Genomic DNA, 22141 nt, shown 5'->3' with positions numbered 1-22141 from the left:
GCATCGCGACGAACATCACCCTCAAGGTTCGAGAAGGCCTTGAGTTGCTGTAAAGAGGGGAACATCGGGAAAGGCTTACGGGGGTGAGCCGGACCCGGAAACACAAAAGCCCCGTCCGGCGCGATGCCGGACGGGGCTTTTTTTACATCAGGCTTTTTACATCAGTGCAGGAGCGCGCTATTACAACAGCGGGATCGAGTAGCTGACGATCAGGCGGTTTTCGTCCTGCGAACGGGTGTTCGGCAGGTCGGTGCGCCATACAGCGTTTTTCCACATCAGGCCGACGTTCTTGAAAGGACCTTCCGGTACGACGTAACCGATGGTGAAGTCGCGTTCCCACTCGGAACGGTTCGAAGCGCTTTCGCGACCGTTGGTGCCAACGGTGTCGATCGAATCGCCTTTCAGGTAAACCACACCAGCGGTCAGGCCAGGTACGCCGACTTTAGCGAAGTCATACGAGTAGCGAGCCTGCCAGGTTTTCTCGCCGGCACGGCCGAACTTCTGGATCTGCATGTCGGTGATGGTGTAGTTCGACGAACCGTCGCCCTGGTTCAGCCAAGGGAAGTCAGAGCTGCCGTTGGAAACCTGGTAACCGCCACCGAAGGTGTGACCTTCAACGGTGTACAGGAACAGGCCGCTGTACAGGTTGTTGTCGACTTCGCCACGACCGTTACGCACGCCGGTGTAGTTACCGGTGCTGAAGTACGCAGGATCAGTGCCGTTCTTGCCGTCGTCGGAGCTGTTGAAGTAACGGAAGTCAGACTTCAATACGCCCGGGCCGATGGCCCAGTTGTGTACCAGACCCAGGAAGTGCTGCTTGTAGAAGTCTTCCAGGTTGCCGTAGTAGTACTGGGCAGTCAGGTCTTTGGTGATCTTGTAGTCACCACCGGCGTAGATGAACTTGTTGCTGTCACGGAAGCCAGTGCCACGGCTGTTTGCGCCGCTGATGGACAGGTTTTCGTTGTTGCTGGAGTTACGGCCTTTCACGGCTTCGATCTGACCACCGACCAGAGTCAGGTCCTTGATTTCGCCGGAGGTGATCTGACCACCCTGCCAGGTTTGTGGCAGCAGGCGGCCGTCGTTGGTCACGATGACCGGGTTCTTCGGCTGCAGGGTGCCCAGCTTCAGTTCGGTCTGGGAGATCTTGGCTTTGGCAGTCAGACCCAGGCTGGAGAAGTTGTCCACTGCTTTGCCGTTGGACTCGCTCGGGAACACAGTGCCGCCGTAAGCGGTGCCGCTGTTGCCGTTGGTGCCGCCGCCCGAATCCAGACGCACGCCCAGCAAGCCGATGGCGTCGATACCGAAGCCCACAGTGCCTTGGGTGTAACCGGAGATGAAACGCAGATCGAAGCCTTGGCCCCACTCTTCGTTCTTGTTGGCGCCAGCGCCATCGCGGTTGTCGGTGTTGATGTAGAAGTTACGCAGCCCCAAGGTGGCCTTGCTGTCTTCGATGAAACCGGCGGCGCCTGCCTGCTGCGCCAAAACCCCTACGGCCACGGCCAGGGCCAAGGTGGACTTGTTCATGTTTCGCTCCTCTCGTTTCTAATTCTTGTGTTCCTGGTCCGGGGTCTGATGCCCCTGGATCCTAAGATGCGCGATTAGCGCCAGACCGTGACTGACAAGTCAATCGTAACCTTGTGTGTCTACGACCAAGGTCTAATCGCAGTTATTTGGTCCCTGCAGGGTAAAGACTTCCTGATAATCCCAAAAAGAATTTATTCATTCTTTTTCATACCATTCGGCTATATAGCCAGCCAATTGCCATCTTCCCCGGGATACAAGGTATCGGCGACTAAGCTCATTACTAAATGGTATTTATTAGCCTTTTTTTAGATCGATTAGCTTTGACGCAACCCCGATTCGTCAATCCCTATCAAAAAGGCGACGCCATGATGGCCAAACGCGCACTATCTAGTCAATTTGTTACAGTTTGTGTATCAGCGCTGATTTCTTTTTCAGCCCATGCCGCCAACCTCACTGTGGGCTACCAGACCGGTATCGACCCGAGCAAAGTCCCCCAGGCCGACGGCGTCTACGAGAAAACCATTGGCGAGAAAATTGACTGGCGCCGGTTCAACAGCGGCCCGGAAGTTGTGACAGCCATTGCCTCCGGCGATGTGCAGATCGGCAACCTCGGCTCCAGCCCGCTGGCAGCCGCCGCCTCGCGCAATCTGCCGATCGTTGCCTTCATCGTCTCGGCGCAGATCAATGCCGCCGAAGCACTGGTGGTGCGTAACGGCAGCGGTATCAACAAACCCGAAGACCTGATCGGCAAGACCATCGCCACCCCGTTCGTTTCCACTTCCCACTACAGCCTGCTCGGCGCGCTCAAGCACTGGGGCCTGGACACCTCGAAAGTCAAAGTGGTGAATCTGCAACCCGCAGAAATCGCGGCCGCCTGGAAACGTGGCGACATCGACGGCGCCTTTGTCTGGTCGCCGGCGCTGGGTGAGATCCGCAAGACCGGCAAGACCCTGACCGATGCCGCGCAGGTCGGCCAGTGGGGCGCGCCGACCTTCGAAGTCTGGGTCGCGCGCAAGGACTTTGCCGAGAAGCATCCTGAAGTCGTGGCCAAGTTCGCCAAGGTGACTCTGGACTCGTTCGCGGATTACGCCGCCCATAAAGACAGCTGGACAGCCGACTCGGTGCCTGTACAAAAAATCGCCAAACTGACCGGTGCCAATGCTGCCGACGTACCGGAACTGCTCGCGGGTTCGGCCTTCCCGGACGCCCAGGCGCAACAGACCACGGCGCTGCTGGACGGCGGCACGGCGAAGGCAATTGGTGAGACGGCAAAATTTTTGAAGGAACAGGGCAAGGTCGAAAGCGTTTTGCCTGACTACTCGCCGTACGTCAGTGCGAAGTTTGTAGCGGAGTAAACAAATTGCCCCCACGCATCCCGTGGGGGCAATCGCATATCACAGAGACTTTTCGAAGATCTTCGAATTGCGCTGATAGTTATAGAGAGAAGCCCGCGCCGCCGGCAGGCGTTCAACGCTGCTCGGCTCGAAACCGCGCTCGCGGAACCAGTGGGCAGTGCGGGTGGTGAGGACGAACAAAGTCTTCAGGCCCTGCGCCCGGGCACGGGTCTCGATGCGCTCGAGCAATTCGTCGCCGCGACCGCCATGGCGATACTCGGGATTCACCGCCAGGCACGCCAGTTCACCGGCATCCGAATCGGCAATCTGATACAGCGCCGCACAGGCGATGATCATCCCTTCACGCTCGACCACACTGAACTGCTCGATCTCACGCTCCAGCACTTCGCGCGAGCGACGCACCAGAATCCCCTGCTCTTCCAGCGGGCTGATCAGGTCAAGCAAGCCACCGACGTCTTCAATCGCCGCCTCGCGCACCAGTTCGAATTGCTCCTGGGCCACCAGCGTACCGCCACCGTCACGGGTGAACAGTTCGGTCAGCAGCGCACCATCCTCGGCATAACTGACGATATGGCTGCGTGCCACGCCGCCACGACAGGCTTCGGCAGCGGCATCCAGCAGTTCCGCCTGATAGTTGCTGCCCAGACGCTGCAGATGTGCCGGCACCTGTTGCGGACGCAGTTCGCGCACCAGTTTGCCGTTTTCGTCGATCAGACCGAGGTCGGCGCCGAACAGCAGCAGCTTGTCGGCGCCCAGATCGATGGCGGCGCGGGTGGCGACGTCTTCGCAGGCGAGGTTGAAGATCTCGCCGGTCGGCGAATAACCCAGCGGCGACAACAGCACGATGGAGCGCTCGTCGAGCAGACGGTTGATGCCCTTGCGGTCGACCCGACGCACTTCGCCGGTGTGGTGATAGTCGACACCTTCCAGCACGCCGATCGGCCGGGCCGTCACGAGGTTGCCGCTGGCCACCCGCAGACGCGAGCCCTGCATCGGCGACGAGGCCATGTCCATCGACAGCCGCGCTTCGATGGCGATGCGCAACTGGCCGACCGCATCGATCACGCACTCCAGCGTCGCGGCATCGGTGATGCGCATGCCGTGGTGGTAATGCGGGGTCAGGCCACGGGCGGCGAGGCGAGTTTCGATCTGAGGACGGGAACCGTGAACCAGCACCAGCCGCACGCCGAGGCTGTGCAGCAATACGATGTCATGGACGATGTTGCCGAAATTCGGATGCTCCACGCCGTCGCCCGGAAGCATGACGACGAAGGTGCAATCGCGGTGAGCATTGATATAAGGAGACGCGTGGCGAAGCCAATTGACGTATTCGGGCATGAACCTGGGCCTGTAATAAATAGCAGCCGGAAAAGGGGCGAAACGGAAAACGCACAGCGGGCTGATGGTTATCGTCGGAACAGGCTTGGCGACACGCGCGTTCTCCTCATGAATACGGGTGGGTGTATGGGCAATTTATACAGTTTTGAGACAGTAATGTTCGATCAACTGCCGCAATAGATGCACGGTAGGCTGCAAACGTGACATTTCGAGGTACTCGTCCGGCTGGTGCGCACAGGCGATGTCGCCGGGGCCGAGCACGATGGTTTCGCAGCCAAGGCGCTGAAGATAAGGCGCTTCGGTGCCGAACGCTACCGCTTCGGCCGTGTGGCCGGTGAGTTTTTCGGCAATTCGCACCAGCTCCGCGTCTTCGGCCTGCTCGAACGGCGGCACTTCGGGAAACAACGGCGCGTAATCGATCTTCACTTTATGCCGTTCGGCGACCGGGTTGAGCTTGCGCAGAATCTCGCTGCGCAAGATTTTCGGGTCCATCCCCGGCAACGGCCGCAGGTCGAACTCCAGCGAACACTGGCCGCAGATGCGGTTGGGGTTGTCGCCACCGTGGATACAGCCGAAGTTCATGGTCGGCTGCGACACGCTGAACTGCGGGTTGTTGAATTCACGCTGCCACAACAGGCGCAGGCCGCGCAGTTCGCCGATGGCATCGTGCATCGCTTCGAGGGCGCTGTGCCCCAGGCGCGGATCCGACGAATGGCCGCTCTGCCCGAGGATATCGATGCGCTCCATCATGATGCCCTTGTGCATGCGGATCGGCTTGAGCCCGGTCGGCTCGCCGATCACGGCCGCCCGGCCCAGCGGGCGCCCCGCTTCGGCCAGCGCCCGGGCACCGGACATCGAGCTTTCTTCATCGCAGGTGGCGAGGATCAGCAGCGGCTGCTTGAACGGTTGAGCGAGCAGCGGTTGCACGGCTTCGATGATCAGGGCGAAGAAGCCCTTCATGTCGCAACTGCCGAGACCGACCCAGCGGCCATCGACTTCGGTGAGTTTCAACGGATCGGTTTTCCACAACGCATCGTCGTAGGGCACCGTGTCGCTGTGCCCGGCCAGCACCAGCCCGCCGGGGCCACTGCCGAAACTGGCGAGCAGATTGAATTTGCCGGGACTGACCTGCTGGATGTCGCAGCTGAAGCCGAGGTCGCCGAGCCAGCCCGCAAGCAGATCGATCACCGCCCGGTTGGACTGGTCGAGACCCGGCTGGGTGCAGCTGACCGACGGCGCTGCGATCAGTGCAGCGAACTGGTCTTGCATGGACGGCAATGGCATCGCTGACTCCAACTCCCGGATTGAGGTTCATCATAGAACCATCCGGCGCCGAGAATAAACCGCCGCAAAGCGTAGGAAGGCTCAGTCCTGTACACTGCACGGCCTTGGCAGCCACACATTCCCCCGGCTGCGCTCCCGATCCTGGATTTTCCGGCCATGCAGAAAGAAACCGAAATCAAACTCCGCGTCAGCCGCGAAACCCTCGCCGCCCTGCGCGAGCACCCTCTCCTGAAAAAACGCAACAAAAGTGGCTGGGAACGCCGTGAGTTGATGAATCAGTACTTCGACACGCCTGAGCGTGACCTGGCCCGGGCCAAGGTTGCCCTGCGCCTGCGCAAGGACGGCGAAGAGGTGATTCAGACCCTCAAGACCCGTGGCCAGAGCGTCGCCGGTCTGTCCGAGCGTAACGAGTACGACTGGAACCTGCCCAAAGCCAAGCTCGACGTGAAGAAACTCGACGGCGAATGCTGGCCCGAGTCCCTCGCCGAGCTGGACAAGAAAACCCTGAAGCCGATCTTCACCACCGATTTCGTCCGCGAACGCGCCGAAATCGCGTGGGGCCGTGGCAAGACCAAAGTGGTCGTCGAGGCCGCGCTGGACCTGGGCCATGTGGTAGTCGGCAAACAGAAAGAAGAAATCTGCGAGCTGGAACTGGAACTGCGCGAAGGCGAGCCTGCCGCGCTGCTGGAGCTGGCCGCCGAACTGGCCGAAACCCTGGCCCTGATGCCGTGCGATATCAGCAAGGCCGAGCGCGGCTATCGCCTGTACGACGCCAACAGCTACTCGCTGAGCCTGCCGGCGCCGGCCATTACCGCCGAAACCCCGCTGGACGACGCCTTCGCCGCCCTGGCCTGGCATTTGCTCGGCAGCAGCCAGCGTCTGGCCGAACAGTATCGCTTCAACGGCCACTGGCGCCTGCTGCAGGACTGGGTCGAGAACCTCGCGGAAATGCGTGCCCTGCTCAGCAGCCTCGGCCAGGCCGCACCGCGTGCGTCGACCCACGACCTGCGCGTTGCCCTTGATGCCTTGCTGGAAGACTGGCGTCCGCTGGTACAGGTCGGTATCGAAGACGAAGACGTGCGCAAAGCCGCGCCGGAACAGTTCCTCGAAGAGCTGGAAGACCCGCGCTGGGGCCTGTTCTCGCTGAACGCTTCGCGCTGGTTGCTGGCCCGCACCTGGGCTGCCGACCGCAACACCCGTGGCAATCGCCAGGGTGCCGCGCAGTTGCAAAGCTGGCTGCCGCGCCTGCTGGGCGAAGAAGCCACTTCGCTGCAATTGCAGCGCTATCAGCAGCAGCCGGAAGATCTGGCCGAGCAACTGCCGCGCATCGAGCGCATCCAGGTCTGGTTGCACCACGCGCGCAACGTGCTGGAAATCCCGGAAATGGATCGACTGTACGGCGAGCTGAACAAACTGGCGCAACTGGCCAACGAGCCGACCATCACCGACGAACTGCTCGATGCGCGCAAGCATCAGGCGATTGCGGTGTACCAGAACCGTGCCTGGAAAATGCTGCTGCGCATGTAATCCCCGCATGATGATCGTTCCCATCCGTGGGAACGATCATCAGCGCAGTACCGGCAGGCTCGTCGTGGACTTGATCTCCGACAGCGCCACAATCGAGTTCACCTCCTGAATCCCCGGCACCAGCGACAGCTTCTCGAAGAAGAACCGCTCATACGCCTCGATGTCCGCCGCGACGATCCGCAGCAGGAAATCCACCGCCCCCATCAGCACGTAACACTCCAGCACTTCGGGAAAGCCGCGAATCGCCTCGGTGAACTCAGTGAAGTTCGAGCGCCCATGGGCGTTGAGTTTGATCTCGGCGAAAATCTGCGTGTTCAGGCCGATTTTCTTGCGATCGAGCAAAGTTACCTGACCCCGAATGATTCCCTCCTCCTTCATCCGCTGAATCCGCCGCCAGCACGGCGATTGCGACAGCCCCACCTGCTCGGCGATCTGTGCGCTGGACAAGGAAGCGTCCTCTTGCAGCAGGGCGAGAATGCGCCGGTCGTAGCCGTCCAGATCGCTGTGCATAAATAATCCTCAAATTCATCAAGCGGCGAATTGATATACCTATTCAATCGCCTGTTCGGCTCATCTTAGACAAGAAATGCCCGGCATCGAATGTAAAAATTCCTCCACTGATTCCGGAGACCTGTCATGCCACACCTCGAAGCCGTCAACACCCCTGCGCCCCGTGCCGATGTGTGGAACGCCAGCAACGCGCATTGCCTCGCGCAGTACCAGATCCTGGCCGAGGCCGAGCCGGATTTGCTGGTGCGGGTGCTGAACCTGTTCGCCTTGCAGTGCCTCACGCCGGAGCAGGTCAATGTCCAGCGGCTGGACGATCTGCTGTCGATCGACATCGTCATGGGTGGCCTGAGCTGGCACCGCGCCCAGGTGATCGCGGAAAAACTTCGTAACCTGATCAGCGTCTGCTCGGTGGACCTGCAAAACCCCGACGCGGCGTGGGATGCACCGGCGCAGGCGGCCGGCTGACAAGAACCGAAACGTCTTCGTCGGGTAGTGGCCCAACGGTCGGCAGGGCCACGACTATCCTTTGCGCACTGTCGTTCAAAAGGAGCCCGCATGTCCGTTCAACTCGCCACTCAGGATCGCTGGCTGGATCTCAATGAGGTACTGCGTGAACTGGTCGCCCAAGGCTTCATCTGCCAGGACTCGGCCGAGCAGGCGCTGAATGCCCGGCGTCGGCATGCCGCCCACGGCCAGAAACACCCGCTGGAATTCATCGCCAGCCAGCAACTGGAGGATCTCAGCCGTCCGGGCAAACACCTCGACCTGGAAAGCCTGACCCTCTGGCTGGCGCAGCAGGCCGGCCAGCCGTACCTGCGGATCGATCCGCTGAAGATCAACGTCGCCGCCATCACGCCGCTGATGTCCTATGCCTTCGCCCAGCGCCACAAGATTCTCGCGGTGTCGGTCGATCGCGATGCAGTAACCGTGGCCAGCGCTCAGCCCTACGTCAGCGGCTGGGAGGCCGATCTGACTCACGTCCTGAAACTGCCGATCAAACGGGTGGTGGCCAACCCGGCGGACATTCAGCGTTTCAGCGTCGAATTCTTCCGTCTCGCCAAATCGGTCAGCGGCGCCAGCAATGCCGATGCGCAGAGCGGCAACCTCGGCAACTTCGAACAGTTGCTCAACCTCGGCGCCAGCGATCAGGAGCCCGACGCCAACGACGCGCACATCGTCAACATCGTCGACTGGCTGTTCCAGTACGCCTTCCAGCAACGGGCCAGCGATATCCACATCGAACCCCGGCGCGAGCAAGGCACGGTGCGTTTTCGCATCGACGGCGTGCTGCACAACGTCTATCAATTCCCGCCGCAGGTGACGATGGCCATCGTCAGCCGCCTGAAAAGCCTTGGCCGGATGAACGTCGCCGAGAAACGCAAACCCCAGGACGGCCGGGTCAAGACCAAGACCCCGGACGGCGGTGAAGTCGAGTTGCGGCTGTCGACCCTGCCCACCGCATTCGGCGAAAAAATGGTGATGCGGATCTTCGACCCGGAAGTCCTGCTCAAGGATTTCGATCAACTGGGGTTTTCCACCGACGACCTGCGGCGCTGGCAGGACATGACCCGCCAGCCCAACGGTATCATCCTGGTCACCGGGCCGACCGGTTCCGGCAAGACCACCACGCTGTACACCACGCTGAAAAAACTGGCGACCCCGGAGGTCAACCTCTGCACCATTGAGGACCCGATCGAGATGGTCGAGCCGGCCTTCAACCAGATGCAGGTCCAGCACAACATCGACCTGACCTTCGCCGCCGGCGTGCGTGCGCTGATGCGGCAGGACCCGGACATCATCATGATCGGCGAAATCCGCGATCTGGAAACGGCCGAAATGGCGATCCAGGCGGCGCTGACCGGGCACCTGGTGCTCTCGACCCTGCACACCAACGACGCGCCGAGCGCCATCAGCCGCCTGCTGGAACTCGGCGTGCCGCATTACCTGATCAAGGCCACCGTGCTCGGTGTGATGGCGCAACGACTGGTGCGAACCCTTTGCCCGCACTGCAAGGCGCCGCTGACGCTGGACGAAGAAGACTGGCAAACCCTGACCCGGCCGTGGCAGGCGCCGCTGCCGGGCAATGCGCAACGGGCCATCGGTTGCCTGGAGTGCCGCGACACCGGTTATCACGGGCGTGCCGGGGTCTACGAAATCATGCAACTGAGCGACAGCCTCAAGGCCTTGATCAGCCCCGACACCGATCTCACCGCGATCCGCCGGCAGGCGTTCAAGGAAGGCATGCGCAGCCTGCGCTTGTCCGGCGCGCAGAAAGTCGCGGCCGGGCTGACGACGCTTGAGGAAGTGCTGCGGGTGACACCACAGAGCGAGCAGAAATAAGTGCTCACGGAACCGGATCGGGGAAACGGCGATCCAACCGGTTATTCAACACCAGTGGAGTCACCCAACATGCGTCTCAAACTTGCTGTCGCCACCCTTGCCCTGCTGTCTCTGCCCGTCGGTTCGGCAATGGCCGACAGCTTTTGGCGTAACGTCATTTCGTCCGGTGCCACCACCGGCTCGACCTACCTGACCTTCAAGGATCACAAACTGATCGTTGCCGCCCAGGACGATGCCGGCAGCTTCGTCGCCAGCGACGGCGGTATCCGTGGCCCGTACCTGGAAGCCGCGATGCAGAAAGTCCGCGCCGACAACCCCGGCCTGCAGGCCACCGACATGGAACTGGCGAACGCGATTCTGGCGAAGAACGCCGTGGCGTCGGAATAACCTTCCGGACAGACAAAAATGCCGCTCACACGAGCGGCATTTTTTTGTCCGCTGATCAACGGTAATCGTCCACCGGCACACAGGCGCAGAACAGGTTGCGGTCGCCATAGACGTTATCGACCCGATTCACTGCCGGCCAATATTTGTGCGCCTTGGTGTGCGCATCCGGCGTGATGCCCTGCTCGATGCTGTACGGCCGCTCCCACACGCCGGTGATATCGGCCAGGGTATGCGGTGCCCGTTTGAGCGGGTTGTCCTCGGCCGGCCAGTTGCCGTTCTGCACCTCGGTGATTTCTGCGCGGATGCTTAGCATCGCGCCGATGAAGCGATCGAGTTCGGCCTTGGACTCGCTCTCGGTCGGCTCGACCATCAAGGTGCCCGGCACCGGGAACGACATGGTCGGCGCGTGGAAGCCGTAATCCATCAGGCGCTTGGCGACGTCCTCCTCGCTGATACCAGTGGCAGCCTTGAGCGGGCGCAGATCCAGAATGCATTCGTGGGCGACCCGCTCATTGCGACCGGTATACAGAACGGGGAAAGCACCGGACAGGTGCTGCGCCAGGTAATTCGCCGCGAGGATCGCCACTTCACTGGCATCCGCCAGTTGCGGCCCCATCATCGCGATGTACATCCAGCTGATCGGCAAAATGCTCGCACTGCCCCATGGCGCGGCGCTGACCGCTCCGTTCTGCGGTTGCGGCCCGTCGATCGGGACCACCGGATGGTTGGCAACGAACGGCGCCAGATGCGCACGCACGCCAATCGGCCCCATGCCCGGCCCGCCTCCGCCGTGGGGAATGCAGAAGGTCTTGTGCAGGTTCATGTGTGACACGTCGGCGCCGATGTCCGCCGGCCGCGCCAGCCCGACCTGGGCATTGAGGTTGGCGCCGTCCATGTACACCTGGCCGCCGTGCTTGTGGATAACTTCGCAGATTTCGCTGATGCCTTCCTCGTACACGCCGTGGGTCGACGGGTAGGTCGCCATCAGGCACGACAGCTTGGCCCCGGCCTCGGATGCCTTGGCTTTCAAGTCCTCCAGATCGACATTGCCAGCGTCGTCACACTCGACAATCACCACGCGCATCCCGGCCATCTGTGCCGAGGCCGGGTTGGTGCCGTGGGCCGAAGAAGGGATCAGGCAGATATCCCGCCCGCCCTGCTGGCGACTCTCGTGGTATTTGCGGATCGCCAGCAGCCCGGCGTACTCGCCCTGGGCGCCGGAGTTGGGCTGCATGCAGATCGCATCGAACCCGGTGATTGCGCACAGCCAGCGCTCCAGCTCCTCGATCATCAGCGTGTAACCGACGGCCTGCTCCCGGGGTACGAACGGGTGCAGATTGGCGAATTGCGGCCAGGTGATCGGGATCATCTCGCTGGTGGCGTTGAGTTTCATGGTGCAGGAGCCCAGAGGGATCATCGACTGGTTGAGCGCCAGATCCTTGTTCTCCAGTTGCTTGAGGTAGCGCAGCATCTCGGTTTCGCTGTGGTGGGCGTTGAACACCGGGTGGCGCAGGTACGACGTGCTGCGTTGCAGCATTTCGGGAATGCCGGAGGCCAGCGTTTCGGCGTCGAGATCATCGATGCTCAACCAGTGATCGGCGCCCAGCAGCACATCGAACAGTCTGGCCACGGTGTTTTCATCACAGGCCTCGTCGAGGCTCAGACCCAGTTGGCCACGACCGAGGATGCGCAGGTTGATCTGCGCGGCCTGGGCGCTTTCGATGATCGCGGTTTGCGCCCCGCCCACGTCCAGCGTGAGGGTGTCGAAGAAGTGTTGGTTGAGGCGCTGGATGCCATGGCGTTCGAGCCCGGCGGCGAGAATGCAGGTCAGCCGGTGCACCCGCTGGGCGATTCGTTTCAGCCCTTCCGGGCCGTGATAGACCGCATAGAAACTGGCGATATTGGCCAGCAACACTTGAGCTGTGCAGATGTTCGAATTGGCCTTCTCCCGACGAATGTGCTGCTCGCGAGTTTGCAGGGCCATGCGCAGCGCGACGTTGCCGCGAGCATCTTTCGACACGCCGATGATCCGCCCGGGAATCGCCCGTTTGTACTCCTCGCGACTGGCGAAAAACGCCGCGTGCGGACCGCCGTAACCCATCGGTACACCGAAGCGCTGGGATGAACCGAACACCACGTCGGCACCCAGTTCGCCCGGCGGGGTCAGCAGCAACAGACTGAGCAGATCGGCCGCCACGCAGGCCAGCGCCTGTTGCGCGTGCAGGTGATCGATCAGCGGCCGCAGGTCGCGGATCTCGCCGTGGGTGTCGGGGTATTGCAGCAGCGCGCCGAACACCTGGTGCTGCTTCAAGTTATCCACAGCGTCGACGATCAGCTCGAAGCCGAAGCCTTCGGCGCGGGTCTGCACCACGGAAATGGTTTGTGGATGACAGTTTTCGTCGACGAAGAACAGATTGCTTTTCGACTTTGCCACACGTTTGGCCAAGGCCATGGCTTCCGCCGCGGCGGTGGCTTCATCGAGCAGCGAAGCGTTGGCCAGTTCAAGGCCGGTGAGGTCGATGGTCAGTTGCTGAAAGTTGAGCAACGCTTCGAGCCGGCCTTGGGCGATTTCCGGTTGGTAAGGCGTGTAGGCGGTGTACCAGCCGGGATTTTCCAGCACGTTGCGCAGGATGACGGTCGGCGTCAGGGTGCCGTGGTAGCCCATGCCGATCAGGCTGGTCCAGACCTGGTTCTGTTCGGCATAACCGCGCAGTCTGGCCAGCGCTGCCTGTTCGTCCAGCGCCGGCGGCAGGTCCAGCTCGCGGTTGAGGCGAATGCCCGGCGGCACGGTCTGTTCGATCAGCTCGACCCGGCTGCCGAGGCCGAGGCTGTCGAGCATCGCCTGCTGCTCGGCGGCATCGGGCCCGAGGTGGCGGCGCAGAAAGGCATGGGGATCGCGTAACTGGCTCAGGGATGGCAACTGGGACATGACGGGCTCTCTCTTGGCTGGCGGCTCGGCGTCAATGCAACACGGTCAAACCAGCATAGCAGCCACCCCGACGGCAAAAGTCCCGGGCAGAAAAAAGCCCCGACGGGTCGGGGCTTTGGGGGCTCGCCTGCAGCTTATTCGCCGATGGCAGCCTTGTAGGCGGCAGCGTCGAGCAGCTTGTCCAGCTCGGCCTTGTCGCTTGGCTTGAGCTTGAAGATCCATGCGGCGTACGGATCGTTGTTCAGTTCTTCCGGCGAACCGGCCAGGTCTTCGTTGACGGCGATCACTTCGCCACCGACCGGGGAGTAGATGTCGGAAGCGGCCTTGACCGACTCGACGACACCGGCGGCATCACCGGCGGCGAACACCTTGCCCACTTCTGCCAGCTCGACAAACACCACATCACCCAACGCTTCCTGGGCGTGATCGCTGATGCCCACGGTGACGGTGCCGTCGGCTTCCAGACGCGCCCATTCATGACTTTCGGCAAAACGCAGTTCAGCTGGGATGTTGCTCATGCTCGGTGTCCTCAAGAAATTGTCAGCGGTCGTGCCCGCCGGAAAAGGTTTAGATCAAGGTTTTGCCGTGACGGACAAAGGTCGGTTTGACCACGCGTACCGGATACCACTTGCCACGGATTTCCACTTCGGCGCGGTCGGCAGTCGCCATCGGTACACGCGCCAGGGCAATCGACTTGCTAAGCGTAGGAGAGAAACTACCACTGGTGATCTCCCCTTCGCCAACATCAGCGATACGAACCACCTGATGGGCCCGCAAAACCCCGCGCTCTTCAAGCACCAGGCCGACCAGTTTGTGCTGCACGCCGGCGGTTTTTTCCGCCTCCAGCGCATCGCGACCGATGAACCGACGCGTGGCCGGCTCCCAGGCGATGCTCCAGGCCATGTTCGAGGCCAGAGGCGAAACGTCCTGGTGGATGTCCTGACCGTAGAGATTCATGCCGGCCTCGACCCGCAGCGTGTCGCGGGCACCGAGGCCGATGGGGGAAATGCCGGCGCCCACCAGATCGTTGAAGAATCCGGGGGCCTGATCGGCCGGCAGGGCGATTTCCAGACCGTCCTCACCGGTGTAGCCGGTGCGCGCAATGAACCAGTCGCCGTCGACGTGGCCTTCGAAAGGCTTGAGCATCTGGATCAGGTTGGCGCGGGACTGGGTCACCAGCTCGGCAATCCTGTGCCGGGCATGGGGACCTTGAATGGCGAGCATCGCCAGCTCGGAGCGTTCGGTCATCTGAACATCGAAGCTGCCCAATTGTGCCTGCATCCAGGCCAGGTCCTGATCGCGGGTGGAGGCGTTGACCACCAGACGATAACCGTCCTCAAGGCGGTAGACGATCATGTCGTCGACGATACCGCCGCGCTCGTTGAGCATGGTGCTGTACAACGCACGGCCGGGGCTGTGCAGGCGTTCGACGTCATTGGCCAGCAAATGCTGAAGCCAGGCCTTGGCCTGGGGGCCGGTGACATCGATCACGGTCATGTGGGAAACATCGAACACCCCGCAATCGCGACGCACCTCGTGGTGCTCCTCGACCTGCGAGCCGTAATGCAGGGGCATGTCCCAACCGCCAAAATCGACCATCTTCGCGCCGAGGGCGAGATGCAGGTCATACAGAGGCGTACGCTGTCCCATGGGTTTCTCCTTCCGGGCGTGGCGAAGGTGCGGAGCGCTGCTGCACGGTTCGGAAAACCCTGTAAAAAAGGGCTTTCAGCCGATTTCAGCGACAGGGTCTGTCAGACGGACCGCACCGAATGCCGCGCATTGTAGCCGCATGATTCAGGACTGACGACTAAGTGTTTCGATGCGCCGAACGGCGAATAAGTCCGATGACCGGCAACAGACCGACCAGCACCAGGGTCAACGCCGGCAACGACGCCCTCGCCCATTCGCCTTCGCTGGTCATTTCGAAGATCCGCACCGCCAGTGTGTCCCAGCCAAACGGGCGCATCAGCAAGGTCGCGGGCATTTCCTTGAGCACATCGACGAACACCAGCAAGGCGGCGCTGAGCGTGCCGGGCAGCAGCAACGGCAGATACACTTTGAAAAACAGTCGCGGCCCACTGACACCCAGGCTACGTGCCGCTTCAGGCAAAGAGGGCCGTATACGCGCCAGACTGCTTTCCAGCGGCCCATAGGCCACCGCCACGAAACGCACCAGATACGCCAGCAGCAGCGCCGCCAGACTGCCCAGCAGCAACGGTTTGCCCGCACCGCCGAGCCAGCCGGACAGCGGAATCACCAGCTCCCGGTCCAGATAACTGAACGCGAGCATGATCGACACCGCCAGCACCGAACCCGGCAAGGCATAACCGAGATTGGCCAGACCAACTGCGGAGTTGATCGCCCGGGTGGGCGCCAGACGCCGGGCGAATGCCAGCAACATCGCCACGCTGACCGTGATCAGCGCCGCCATGCCGCCCAGATAGAGCGTATGGAGAATCAGCCCCGCATAGCGTTCATCCAGATCGAATCGCCCGCGCTGCCAGAACCACACCATCAGTTGCAGCACCGGAATGACAAACGCACAGGCGAACACCAGACCGCACCAACCTGTCGCTGCCCAGGCCTTGGGCCCGCGCAGGTGATACAGCGCCTTGACCCGTGGCCGTTCATTACTTGCCCGATTGGCGCCGCGCGCGCGACGTTCGCCGTACAGCACCAGCATCACCACCAGCAGCAACAGGCTGGCCAGTTGCGCGGCGCTTGGCAGGCTGAAGAAGCCGTACCAGGTCTTGTAGATCGCGGTGGTGAAGGTGTCGAAGTTGAACACCGACACCGCACCGAAATCCGCCAGGGTTTCCATCAACGCCAGCGCCACGCCGGCACCGATGGCGGGCCGCGCCATCGGCAATGCCACACGCCAGAACGCCTGCCACGGTGACTGGCCGAGCACTCGCGCAGCTTCCATCAGGCCCTTGCCCTGAGCCAGGAACGCAGTACGCGCCAACAGGTAGACATAGGGATAAAACACCAGCACCAACACCAGAATCACGCCACCGGTGGAGCGCACTCGCGGCAGGCGCAGGCCGGTGCCGAACCATTCTCGCAGCAGGGTTTGTACCGGGCCTGCGAAATCCAGCAGGCCGACGAACACGAACGCCAGCACGTAGGCCGGGATTGCGAACGGCAGCATCAGCGCCCAGTCGAGCCAGCGGCGGCCGGGGAATTCGCAGAGGCTGGTGAGCCAGGCGAGGCTTACGCCGATCAGTGTCACACCGACGCCGACGCCGAAAACCAGCGTCAGTGTGTTGCCCAGCAGGCGTGGCATCTGGGTTTCCCACAGGTGCGACCAGATCTGGTGGTCGATGGTTTGCCATGAGAGCAGGAGCACGCTGAGGGGGAGCAGCACCAACGCGGCGATGGCGAAGACGATGGGGTACCAGCGGCGTTGGGCGGGGTGGGCCAAGGAAACAGTCTCGTTCAAATGATTGTGCCCACGTTTTGCGTGGGCACACATTCTGTGACGCTCCGCGTCACGCTGTCGATGATGCGACGCAGAGCGTCGGGGACTGCATTCCCACGCAGACGGTTCGACGCCTCGACGTGGGAACGATCAAACATTGCTGTCAGGAAAGACTCAATTCCAACCCGCCCGATCCATCATCCGGATCGCTTCGGCCTGACGCTTGCCTGCCACTTCAACCGGCAATGTATCGGCTACGAACTGCCCCCACGCCGCCACTTCTTCCGAAGGCTTCACCGCTGGATTCGCCGGGAACTCCTGGTTCACATCGGCAAAGATCTTCTGCGCTTCAGGCGTGGTCATCCACTCCACCAGCGCCTTGGCCGCTTCCGGGTGCGGCGCATGTTTGGTCAGGCCGATGCCCGACAGGTTGACGTGTACACCACGATCCGCCTGATTCGGCCAGAACAGTTTTACCGGCAGTTCCGGCTTCTGCTTGTGCAGGCGGCCGTAGTAATAAGTGTTGACGATGCCGACATCGCACTGGCCGGCGTTGATCGCTTCCAGCACCGCGACGTCGTCGGAGAACACGTCGGTGGACAGGTTGTTGACCCAGCCCTTGAGGATCTGCTCGGTCTTCTCGGCGCCATGCACTTCGATCATGGTGGCGGTCAGCGACTGGTTGTAGACCTTCTTCGCCGTGCGCAGGCACAGGCGGCCTTCCCAGTTCTTGTCGGCCAATGCTTCGTAGGTCGTCAGCTCGCCCGGCTTCACCCGTTCGGTGGAATAGGCGATGGTCCGTGCGCGCAGGCTCAGACCGGTCCAGGCGTGGCTGGACGAGCGATATTGCAGGGGAATGTTGGCGTCGATGGTTTTCGAAGTGAACGGCTGGAGAATGCCCATCTGCTCGGCCTGCCAGAGGTTACCGGCATCGACGGTCAGCAGCAGGTCGGCGGTGGCGTTCTCGCCTTCGGCCTTGATCCGCTGCATCAGCGGCGCTTCCTTGTCGGTGATGAACTTGATCTTCACCCCGGTCTTGGCGGTGTAGGCATCGAACACCGGTTTGATCAGTTCATCGATACGCGAGGAGTAGACCACCACCTCGTCGGCGGCCTGGGCGGCAGTGCTGCCGATCAGGGTCAGGGCCAGTGCGGTCAGAACACGCTTGGATGCCAACATGGGAGCGGTCTCTCGGTCGGGAAAAGTGGCCCAAATGATAAGGACTCACATTTACCAGCTCAATCGATCACTTTCCCAAGGAGTTACCAGATGTTGCACGACAGTCGTCAGGCCTTGGCCAGGGCCGGCAAGTCCCCGGTCAGCCCCAATGCTTCACGCACGAACAGCGCCTTGGCCTCGGGCATCTGCTCGACGATTTTCAGCCCGGTGTTGCGCAGCCAGCGCAGCGGCAGCGGGTCAGCCTGGAACAACCGCTCGAAGCCTTCCATCGCCGCCATCAGTGCCAGGTTGTGCGGCATACGCCGACGCTCGTAGCGGCTCAGGACTTTCACGTCTGCCAGGCGTTCGCCGCGTTCGTTGGCCTGCAACAACACTTCGGCCAGCACCGCGGCGTCGAGGAAACCCAGGTTCACACCCTGCCCCGCCAATGGGTGAATGGTGTGTGCGGCATCACCGATCAGCGCCAGGCCTTCGGCCACGTAGCGCTTGGCGTGACGCTGACGCAGCGGCACACACAGGCGCGGGTCGGCGCTGATGACCTCGCCGAGGCTACCTTCGAACGCGCGCTCCAGCTCACGGCAGAAGTCCGCTTCCTCCAGCGCCATCAGCCGTTCGGCTTCGCTCGGCGTGGTAGACCAGACGATCGAGCACCAGTCCTGCTGACCGTCACGCTCCAGCGGCAAAAAGGCCAGAGGCCCGTGATCGGTGAAACGCTGCCACGCGGTCATGCGGTGCGGTTTGCTGCTGCACACGCTGGTGACGATGGCGTGATGCAGGTAATCCCACTCGCGAGTGGCGACACCGGTCAGACGGCGCACGGCAGAGTTGGCGCCGTCCGCCGCGATCACCAGCGGCGCGCGCAAGGTGCGGCCATCGGCCAGGGTCAGCAGCCAGTCGTCACCGGAACGGCGCATCTGCTCCAGCCGCGCGTTGGCCAGCAGGCCCAGGTCGCAATCGTGCAGACGCTCGAGCAAGGCATCCTGGACCACGCGGTTTTCAACAATATGCCCAAGCACATCGGCGTGCACACTGCTGGCCGAGAAGTGGATCTGCCCGGTGCCGCTGCCGTCCCAGACGTGCATGTCGGTGTAAGGGCTGGTGCGTCGATTGACGATGCCGTCCCACACGCCGAGGCGATCGAGGATTCGCTGGCTGGCCGCCGACAGTGCGCTCACCCGTGGCTCGAACGGTGCGTCGCCCTTGAAGGGTTTGACGCTCAACGGGCTGCCGTCGAGCAGCAGGACTTCCAGCCCGCTGCCCTGCAACGCCAGCGCCAGGGCACTGCCGACCATTCCGGCTCCGACAATCAGCACATCCGCGCGCATTTCCATGCTTTAAGCCTGTCTCGCTGGCGGCTTGAGCCGCACGTAAAGGGTTTTACCGACCCGCGCCACCAGGTTGCCGGCGCCGTCATGAATGTCGACCTGCAACTGCGGCAGGTATTTCTCGCCACTGGCGGTCTGCCGGCGGATCTCGTCGAGCAGGGTGTCGTCGATGTTGAACCGGGCGAACACCGGGCCTTTGCCCGGCGAGATGAAATCAATGTCGGCGGCCTTGTCCCAGACGATGTACTTCGAGCCGAGGTTTTCCATGAGCATCAACATGAAGAACGGATCGACCATCGAATACAGACTGCCGCCGAACTGGGTGCCGACGTAATTGCGGTTGTACCAGCCCAGGCCCATCGAGACCTGGATGTCACGAAAGTCATCGCTGATGTGCTGCACCCGGACACCGGCGCCGAAGTACGGCGGGTAGAGCGTCATGATCCAGCGCATCAGCCGCGCCTTGCCAAACCGTCTGATCAGCCACTCACGCATCCGGCCGCGTCCCCAGCCCCATGGCCTGACGGGCGAACCAGCGTTTGGCCGGCGGCAGCAGATCGAGGCCGAGCAGGCCGATGTTGCGCCCCAGCGACACCAGCGGCTGGGTGCTGCCGAACAGGCGCGTAACCTGATCGGAGAAACCGACGGTGAGGTCCTGATCGAGACGCTGACGCTCGCGATAGGCCTGCAAGGTCGCAAAATCCCCCAGCGGTTTGTCGCTGGCCAGCAACGCGGCGGCCAACGCATCGGCATCGCGCAGGGACAGGTTGAAACCCTGCCCGGCAATCGGGTGCAAGCTGTGGGCGGCGTTGCCGAGCACGGCCAGATGCGAGCGCACCTGCTCTTCGGCTTCCACCAGCGACAGCGGATACAGATGCCGCGCGCCGACCTGCTTCAGAGTGCCAAGACGGTAACCGAACACGCCTTGTAGCTCGCTGAGGAAATCTCGTTCGCTCAGGTCGGCCAGCCGTTGCGCGTCCATGCCCAGACGGGTCCAGACCAGCGCGCAGCGGTTTTCCGGCAGCGGCAGCAGCGCCATCGGACCTTCGTCGGTGAAGCGCTCGAAGGCCATGCCGTTGTGCGCTTCGCTCGGCGTGATGTTGGCGATCAGCGCGCTCTGGTTATACGGACGCTTGCGTACGTTGATGCCCAGTTGCTCGCGCAGACCGGAACGACCGCCATCGGCGAGCACCGCCAGATCGCACTCGACCGTGGTCTCGTCATTGAGGGTCAGGCGATAGCCGTCGGGCAACGGTTCCATGCGGCTGACTTCCGCCGGGCAGCGCCAGCTGATCACGTCTTTGTCGAGGTGCTGCCACAGGCACTGGCCGAGCCAGGCGTTTTCCACCACGTAACCGAGCGCCGGGACGCCCTCTTCCATCGCCGACAGGCGAGCGGTGGAAAAGCGTCCACGGTCGGACACGTGAATCTGCTTGATCGGCTCGGCGCGACGGGAGATTTCCTGCCACACGCCCAGCCGCTGATAAATCTGCCGCGAGCCGAAGGACAGCGCCGAAGAACGCGCGTCGTAGCTTGGCTGCCAGGTGTCACCGGGGGCGAACGGTTCGATCAGCACGATCTTCCAGCCACGGGCCTTGGCCCCGGCCTGCAAGGCCAACGCCAGACTGGCGCCGACCAGACCGCCACCGATGATTGCCAGATTGACCCGACTCATGCCGCGCAGGTCCGTGCTTGCGCCATCAGGGCTTCGATCTCGGCGACGGTTTTCGGCACGCCGCCGGTCAGGATTTCACAACCGCTCTTGGTCACTACCACGTCATCCTCGATGCGCACGCCAATGCCGCGCCATTTCTTCGCTACGTTCTGATTGTCCGGGGCGATGTAGATGCCCGGCTCCACGGTCAGCGCCATGCCGACTTCCAGCACCCGCCATTGGCCGCCGACCTTGTATTCGCCGACGTCATGCACATCCATGCCCAGCCAGTGACCGGCGCGGTGCATATAAAACGCCTTGTAGGCCTCGGTAGCGATCAATTCGTCGACTTCGCCCTGCAACAACCCCAGCTTCACCAGCCCGGCGGTGATGACCCGAACCGTGGCTTCGTGCGCCTGGTTCCAGTGCTTGTTCGGAGCAATTTCGGCGAATGCCGCTTCCTGCGAGGCCAACACCAATTCGTAGATCGCTTTCTGCTCGGCGGAGAACTTGCCGTTGACCGGCCAGGTGCGGGTGATGTCGCTGGCGTAGCAGTCGATTTCGCAACCGGCGTCGATCAGCACCAGATCGCCGTCCTTGAGCAGTGCGTCATTTTGCTGGTAATGCAGGATGCAGCTGTTGCGCCCGGCAGCGACGATCGAGCCATAGGCCGGCATCTTCGCCCCACCCTTGCGAAACTCGTAATCCAGTTCGGCTTCGAGGCTGTACTCGTACAACCCGGCACGACTGGCCTGCATCGCCCGGATGTGGGCCTGGGCGGAAATCCGCGCCGCTTCGCGCATCACCTTCACTTCTGCCGCCGATTTATACAGGCGCATGTCGTGCAGCAGGTGATCCAGGGCAACGAATTCGTTCGGCGGCTGGGCGCCGAGGTGCGCCTTGGAGCGGATCACGTTGATCCAGTCCATCAGGTGGCGGTCGAATTCCGGGTTGCTGCCCATGGCCGAATACACCCGGTCGCGGCCTTCGATCAGGCCCGGCAGAATGTCGTCGATGTCGGTGATGGGGAAAGCGTCATCGGCGCCGAAATCGCGGATCGCACCTTCCTGGCCGGCGCGCAGGCCGTCCCAGAGTTCGCGTTCGGCGTTGCGTTCACGGCAGAACAGCACGTACTCGCCGTGTTCGCGACCGGGCATCAGGACGATGACCGCCTGTGGCTCGGGGAAACCGCTGAGGTACTGGAAGTCGCTGTCCTGGCGATAGACATGCTCGACGTCGCGGTTGCGAATGGCGACCGCGGCGGCAGGCAGGATCGCGATGCTGTTGGGTTCCATCTGCGCCATCAGCGCCTTGCGGCGCCGGGCGTATTCCGCTTTCGGGATATGGATCATGGGCAGATGGCTTTCC

At 62.3% G+C, this 22141-nt stretch carries 18 protein-coding genes; 5 read left to right on the top strand and 13 right to left on the bottom strand.

Translation table 11 applies throughout. The features are described 5' to 3' along the window. Positions 1-180: 180 nt before the first annotated feature. Positions 181-1524 (bottom strand): OprD family porin, encoded by a 1344-nt coding sequence (locus QRN46_RS04380; protein WP_011336456.1) that lies wholly within the window; start codon positions 1522-1524, stop codon positions 181-183. A gap of 365 nt (positions 1525-1889) precedes the next feature. Between QRN46_RS04380 and tauA the strand changes: the two genes are divergently transcribed. Next, on the top strand, positions 1890-2879 hold the full coding sequence (gene tauA / locus QRN46_RS04375) for a taurine ABC transporter substrate-binding protein (protein WP_409438522.1): 990 nt from the start codon (positions 1890-1892) through the stop codon (positions 2877-2879). A gap of 39 nt (positions 2880-2918) precedes the next feature. Here tauA and argA read toward each other — a convergent pair whose 3' ends face one another. Further along, a complete protein-coding gene (argA, locus tag QRN46_RS04370; protein WP_007951778.1) occupies positions 2919-4217 on the bottom strand; it encodes an amino-acid N-acetyltransferase in 1299 nt (432 codons plus the stop codon). Between the two features lie 135 nt (positions 4218-4352). Beyond that, complete coding sequence (gene argE, locus QRN46_RS04365; protein ID WP_201818857.1) at positions 4353-5501, bottom strand: acetylornithine deacetylase; 1149 nt, start codon at positions 5499-5501, stop codon at positions 4353-4355. Positions 5502-5657: 156 nt separating this feature from the next. Between argE and QRN46_RS04360 the strand changes: the two genes are divergently transcribed. Further along, positions 5658-7028, top strand: coding sequence for a CYTH domain-containing protein (locus tag QRN46_RS04360; protein ID WP_221615782.1), 1371 nt, complete (start codon positions 5658-5660; stop codon positions 7026-7028). Positions 7029-7067: 39 nt separating this feature from the next. Here the strand turns inward: QRN46_RS04360 and QRN46_RS04355 are convergent, their stop codons facing one another. Further along, positions 7068-7538 carry an Lrp/AsnC family transcriptional regulator gene (locus tag QRN46_RS04355; RefSeq protein ID WP_011336460.1) on the bottom strand — a complete coding sequence of 157 codons (471 nt, stop codon included), beginning with the start codon at positions 7536-7538 and terminating at the stop codon, positions 7068-7070. Between the two features lie 126 nt (positions 7539-7664). Here QRN46_RS04355 and QRN46_RS04350 point away from each other — a divergent pair, with 126 nt between their 5' ends. From QRN46_RS04350 to QRN46_RS04340, 3 genes are all read left to right on the top strand, one after another. Continuing rightward, a complete protein-coding gene (locus QRN46_RS04350) occupies positions 7665-8003 on the top strand; it encodes an ACT-like domain-containing protein (RefSeq protein WP_201818856.1) in 339 nt (112 codons plus the stop codon). A 90-nt stretch (positions 8004-8093) separates the two neighbouring features. Beyond that, the gene (gene tfpB / locus QRN46_RS04345) at positions 8094-9878 is read left to right on the top strand and encodes a type IV pilus assembly ATPase TfpB (RefSeq protein WP_201818855.1); all 1785 of its coding nucleotides are present in this window, start codon (positions 8094-8096) and stop codon (positions 9876-9878) included. 69 nt (positions 9879-9947) lie between these two features. Continuing rightward, complete coding sequence (locus QRN46_RS04340; protein WP_007951791.1) at positions 9948-10265, top strand: DUF2388 domain-containing protein; 318 nt, start codon at positions 9948-9950, stop codon at positions 10263-10265. A gap of 55 nt (positions 10266-10320) precedes the next feature. Here the strand turns inward: QRN46_RS04340 and gcvP are convergent, their stop codons facing one another. The 9 genes from gcvP to pepP all read right to left on the bottom strand — a co-directional run bounded on the left by gcvP (position 10321) and on the right by pepP (position 22125). Then, positions 10321-13194, bottom strand: coding sequence for an aminomethyl-transferring glycine dehydrogenase (gene gcvP / locus QRN46_RS04335; protein ID WP_285354328.1), 2874 nt, complete (start codon positions 13192-13194; stop codon positions 10321-10323). A 134-nt stretch (positions 13195-13328) separates the two neighbouring features. Beyond that, entirely contained in the window at positions 13329-13712 is a 384-nt protein-coding gene (gene gcvH / locus QRN46_RS04330) for a glycine cleavage system protein GcvH (RefSeq protein ID WP_085689882.1), read from the bottom strand. 49 nt (positions 13713-13761) lie between these two features. Further along, on the bottom strand, positions 13762-14844 hold the full coding sequence (gcvT, locus tag QRN46_RS04325; RefSeq protein ID WP_011336465.1) for a glycine cleavage system aminomethyltransferase GcvT: 1083 nt from the start codon (positions 14842-14844) through the stop codon (positions 13762-13764). Positions 14845-15001: 157 nt separating this feature from the next. Next, a complete protein-coding gene (locus QRN46_RS04320) occupies positions 15002-16618 on the bottom strand; it encodes an ABC transporter permease (protein ID WP_201818853.1) in 1617 nt (538 codons plus the stop codon). A 171-nt stretch (positions 16619-16789) separates the two neighbouring features. Next, positions 16790-17794 carry an extracellular solute-binding protein gene (locus QRN46_RS04315; RefSeq protein WP_011336467.1) on the bottom strand — a complete coding sequence of 335 codons (1005 nt, stop codon included), beginning with the start codon at positions 17792-17794 and terminating at the stop codon, positions 16790-16792. A 107-nt stretch (positions 17795-17901) separates the two neighbouring features. Next, positions 17902-19119, bottom strand: a complete 1218-nt coding sequence (locus tag QRN46_RS04310; RefSeq protein WP_181457850.1) for a 2-octaprenyl-3-methyl-6-methoxy-1,4-benzoquinol hydroxylase — start codon at positions 19117-19119, stop codon at positions 17902-17904. A 9-nt stretch (positions 19120-19128) separates the two neighbouring features. After that, positions 19129-19614: a DUF4442 domain-containing protein gene (locus QRN46_RS04305; protein ID WP_011336469.1), complete on the bottom strand. Its 486-nt coding sequence runs from the start codon at positions 19612-19614 to the stop codon at positions 19129-19131. After that, positions 19607-20794, bottom strand: coding sequence for a 2-octaprenyl-6-methoxyphenyl hydroxylase (gene ubiH, locus QRN46_RS04300; RefSeq protein WP_011336470.1), 1188 nt, complete (start codon positions 20792-20794; stop codon positions 19607-19609). The genes QRN46_RS04305 and ubiH overlap by 8 nt, the downstream gene beginning before the upstream one ends. Beyond that, positions 20791-22125, bottom strand: coding sequence for a Xaa-Pro aminopeptidase (gene pepP / locus QRN46_RS04295; RefSeq protein WP_285354327.1), 1335 nt, complete (start codon positions 22123-22125; stop codon positions 20791-20793). The genes ubiH and pepP overlap by 4 nt, the downstream gene beginning before the upstream one ends. Between the last annotated feature and the right edge of the window lie 16 nt (positions 22126-22141).

Origin of the sequence: Pseudomonas sp. lyk4-R2A-10 (assembly GCF_030209075.1) — a bacterium.
GTDB classification, from domain to species: Bacteria; Pseudomonadota; Gammaproteobacteria; order Pseudomonadales; family Pseudomonadaceae; genus Aquipseudomonas; species Aquipseudomonas glycinae.
This window is presented reverse-complemented; position numbering and strand designations above follow the sequence as displayed.

What these genes read in the sequence shown, in the direction of transcription:
- QRN46_RS04380 (WP_011336456.1), bottom strand. Translation starts at nt 1,524, where the DNA reads ATGAACAAGTCCACCTTGGCCCTGGCCGTGGCCGTAGGGGTTTTGGCG.
- tauA (WP_409438522.1), top strand. Translation starts at nt 1,890, where the DNA reads ATGATGGCCAAACGCGCACTATCTAGTCAATTTGTTACAGTTTGTGTA.
- argA (WP_007951778.1), bottom strand. Translation starts at nt 4,217, where the DNA reads ATGCCCGAATACGTCAATTGGCTTCGCCACGCGTCTCCTTATATCAAT.
- argE (WP_201818857.1), bottom strand. Translation starts at nt 5,501, where the DNA reads ATGCCATTGCCGTCCATGCAAGACCAGTTCGCTGCACTGATCGCAGCG.
- QRN46_RS04360 (WP_221615782.1), top strand. Translation starts at nt 5,658, where the DNA reads ATGCAGAAAGAAACCGAAATCAAACTCCGCGTCAGCCGCGAAACCCTC.
- QRN46_RS04355 (WP_011336460.1), bottom strand. Translation starts at nt 7,538, where the DNA reads ATGCACAGCGATCTGGACGGCTACGACCGGCGCATTCTCGCCCTGCTG.
- QRN46_RS04350 (WP_201818856.1), top strand. Translation starts at nt 7,665, where the DNA reads ATGCCACACCTCGAAGCCGTCAACACCCCTGCGCCCCGTGCCGATGTG.
- tfpB (WP_201818855.1), top strand. Translation starts at nt 8,094, where the DNA reads ATGTCCGTTCAACTCGCCACTCAGGATCGCTGGCTGGATCTCAATGAG.
- QRN46_RS04340 (WP_007951791.1), top strand. Translation starts at nt 9,948, where the DNA reads ATGCGTCTCAAACTTGCTGTCGCCACCCTTGCCCTGCTGTCTCTGCCC.
- gcvP (WP_285354328.1), bottom strand. Translation starts at nt 13,194, where the DNA reads ATGTCCCAGTTGCCATCCCTGAGCCAGTTACGCGATCCCCATGCCTTT.
- gcvH (WP_085689882.1), bottom strand. Translation starts at nt 13,712, where the DNA reads ATGAGCAACATCCCAGCTGAACTGCGTTTTGCCGAAAGTCATGAATGG.
- gcvT (WP_011336465.1), bottom strand. Translation starts at nt 14,844, where the DNA reads ATGGGACAGCGTACGCCTCTGTATGACCTGCATCTCGCCCTCGGCGCG.
- QRN46_RS04315 (WP_011336467.1), bottom strand. Translation starts at nt 17,794, where the DNA reads ATGTTGGCATCCAAGCGTGTTCTGACCGCACTGGCCCTGACCCTGATC.
- QRN46_RS04310 (WP_181457850.1), bottom strand. Translation starts at nt 19,119, where the DNA reads ATGCGCGCGGATGTGCTGATTGTCGGAGCCGGAATGGTCGGCAGTGCC.
- QRN46_RS04305 (WP_011336469.1), bottom strand. Translation starts at nt 19,614, where the DNA reads ATGCGTGAGTGGCTGATCAGACGGTTTGGCAAGGCGCGGCTGATGCGC.
- ubiH (WP_011336470.1), bottom strand. Translation starts at nt 20,794, where the DNA reads ATGAGTCGGGTCAATCTGGCAATCATCGGTGGCGGTCTGGTCGGCGCC.
- pepP (WP_285354327.1), bottom strand. Translation starts at nt 22,125, where the DNA reads ATGATCCATATCCCGAAAGCGGAATACGCCCGGCGCCGCAAGGCGCTG.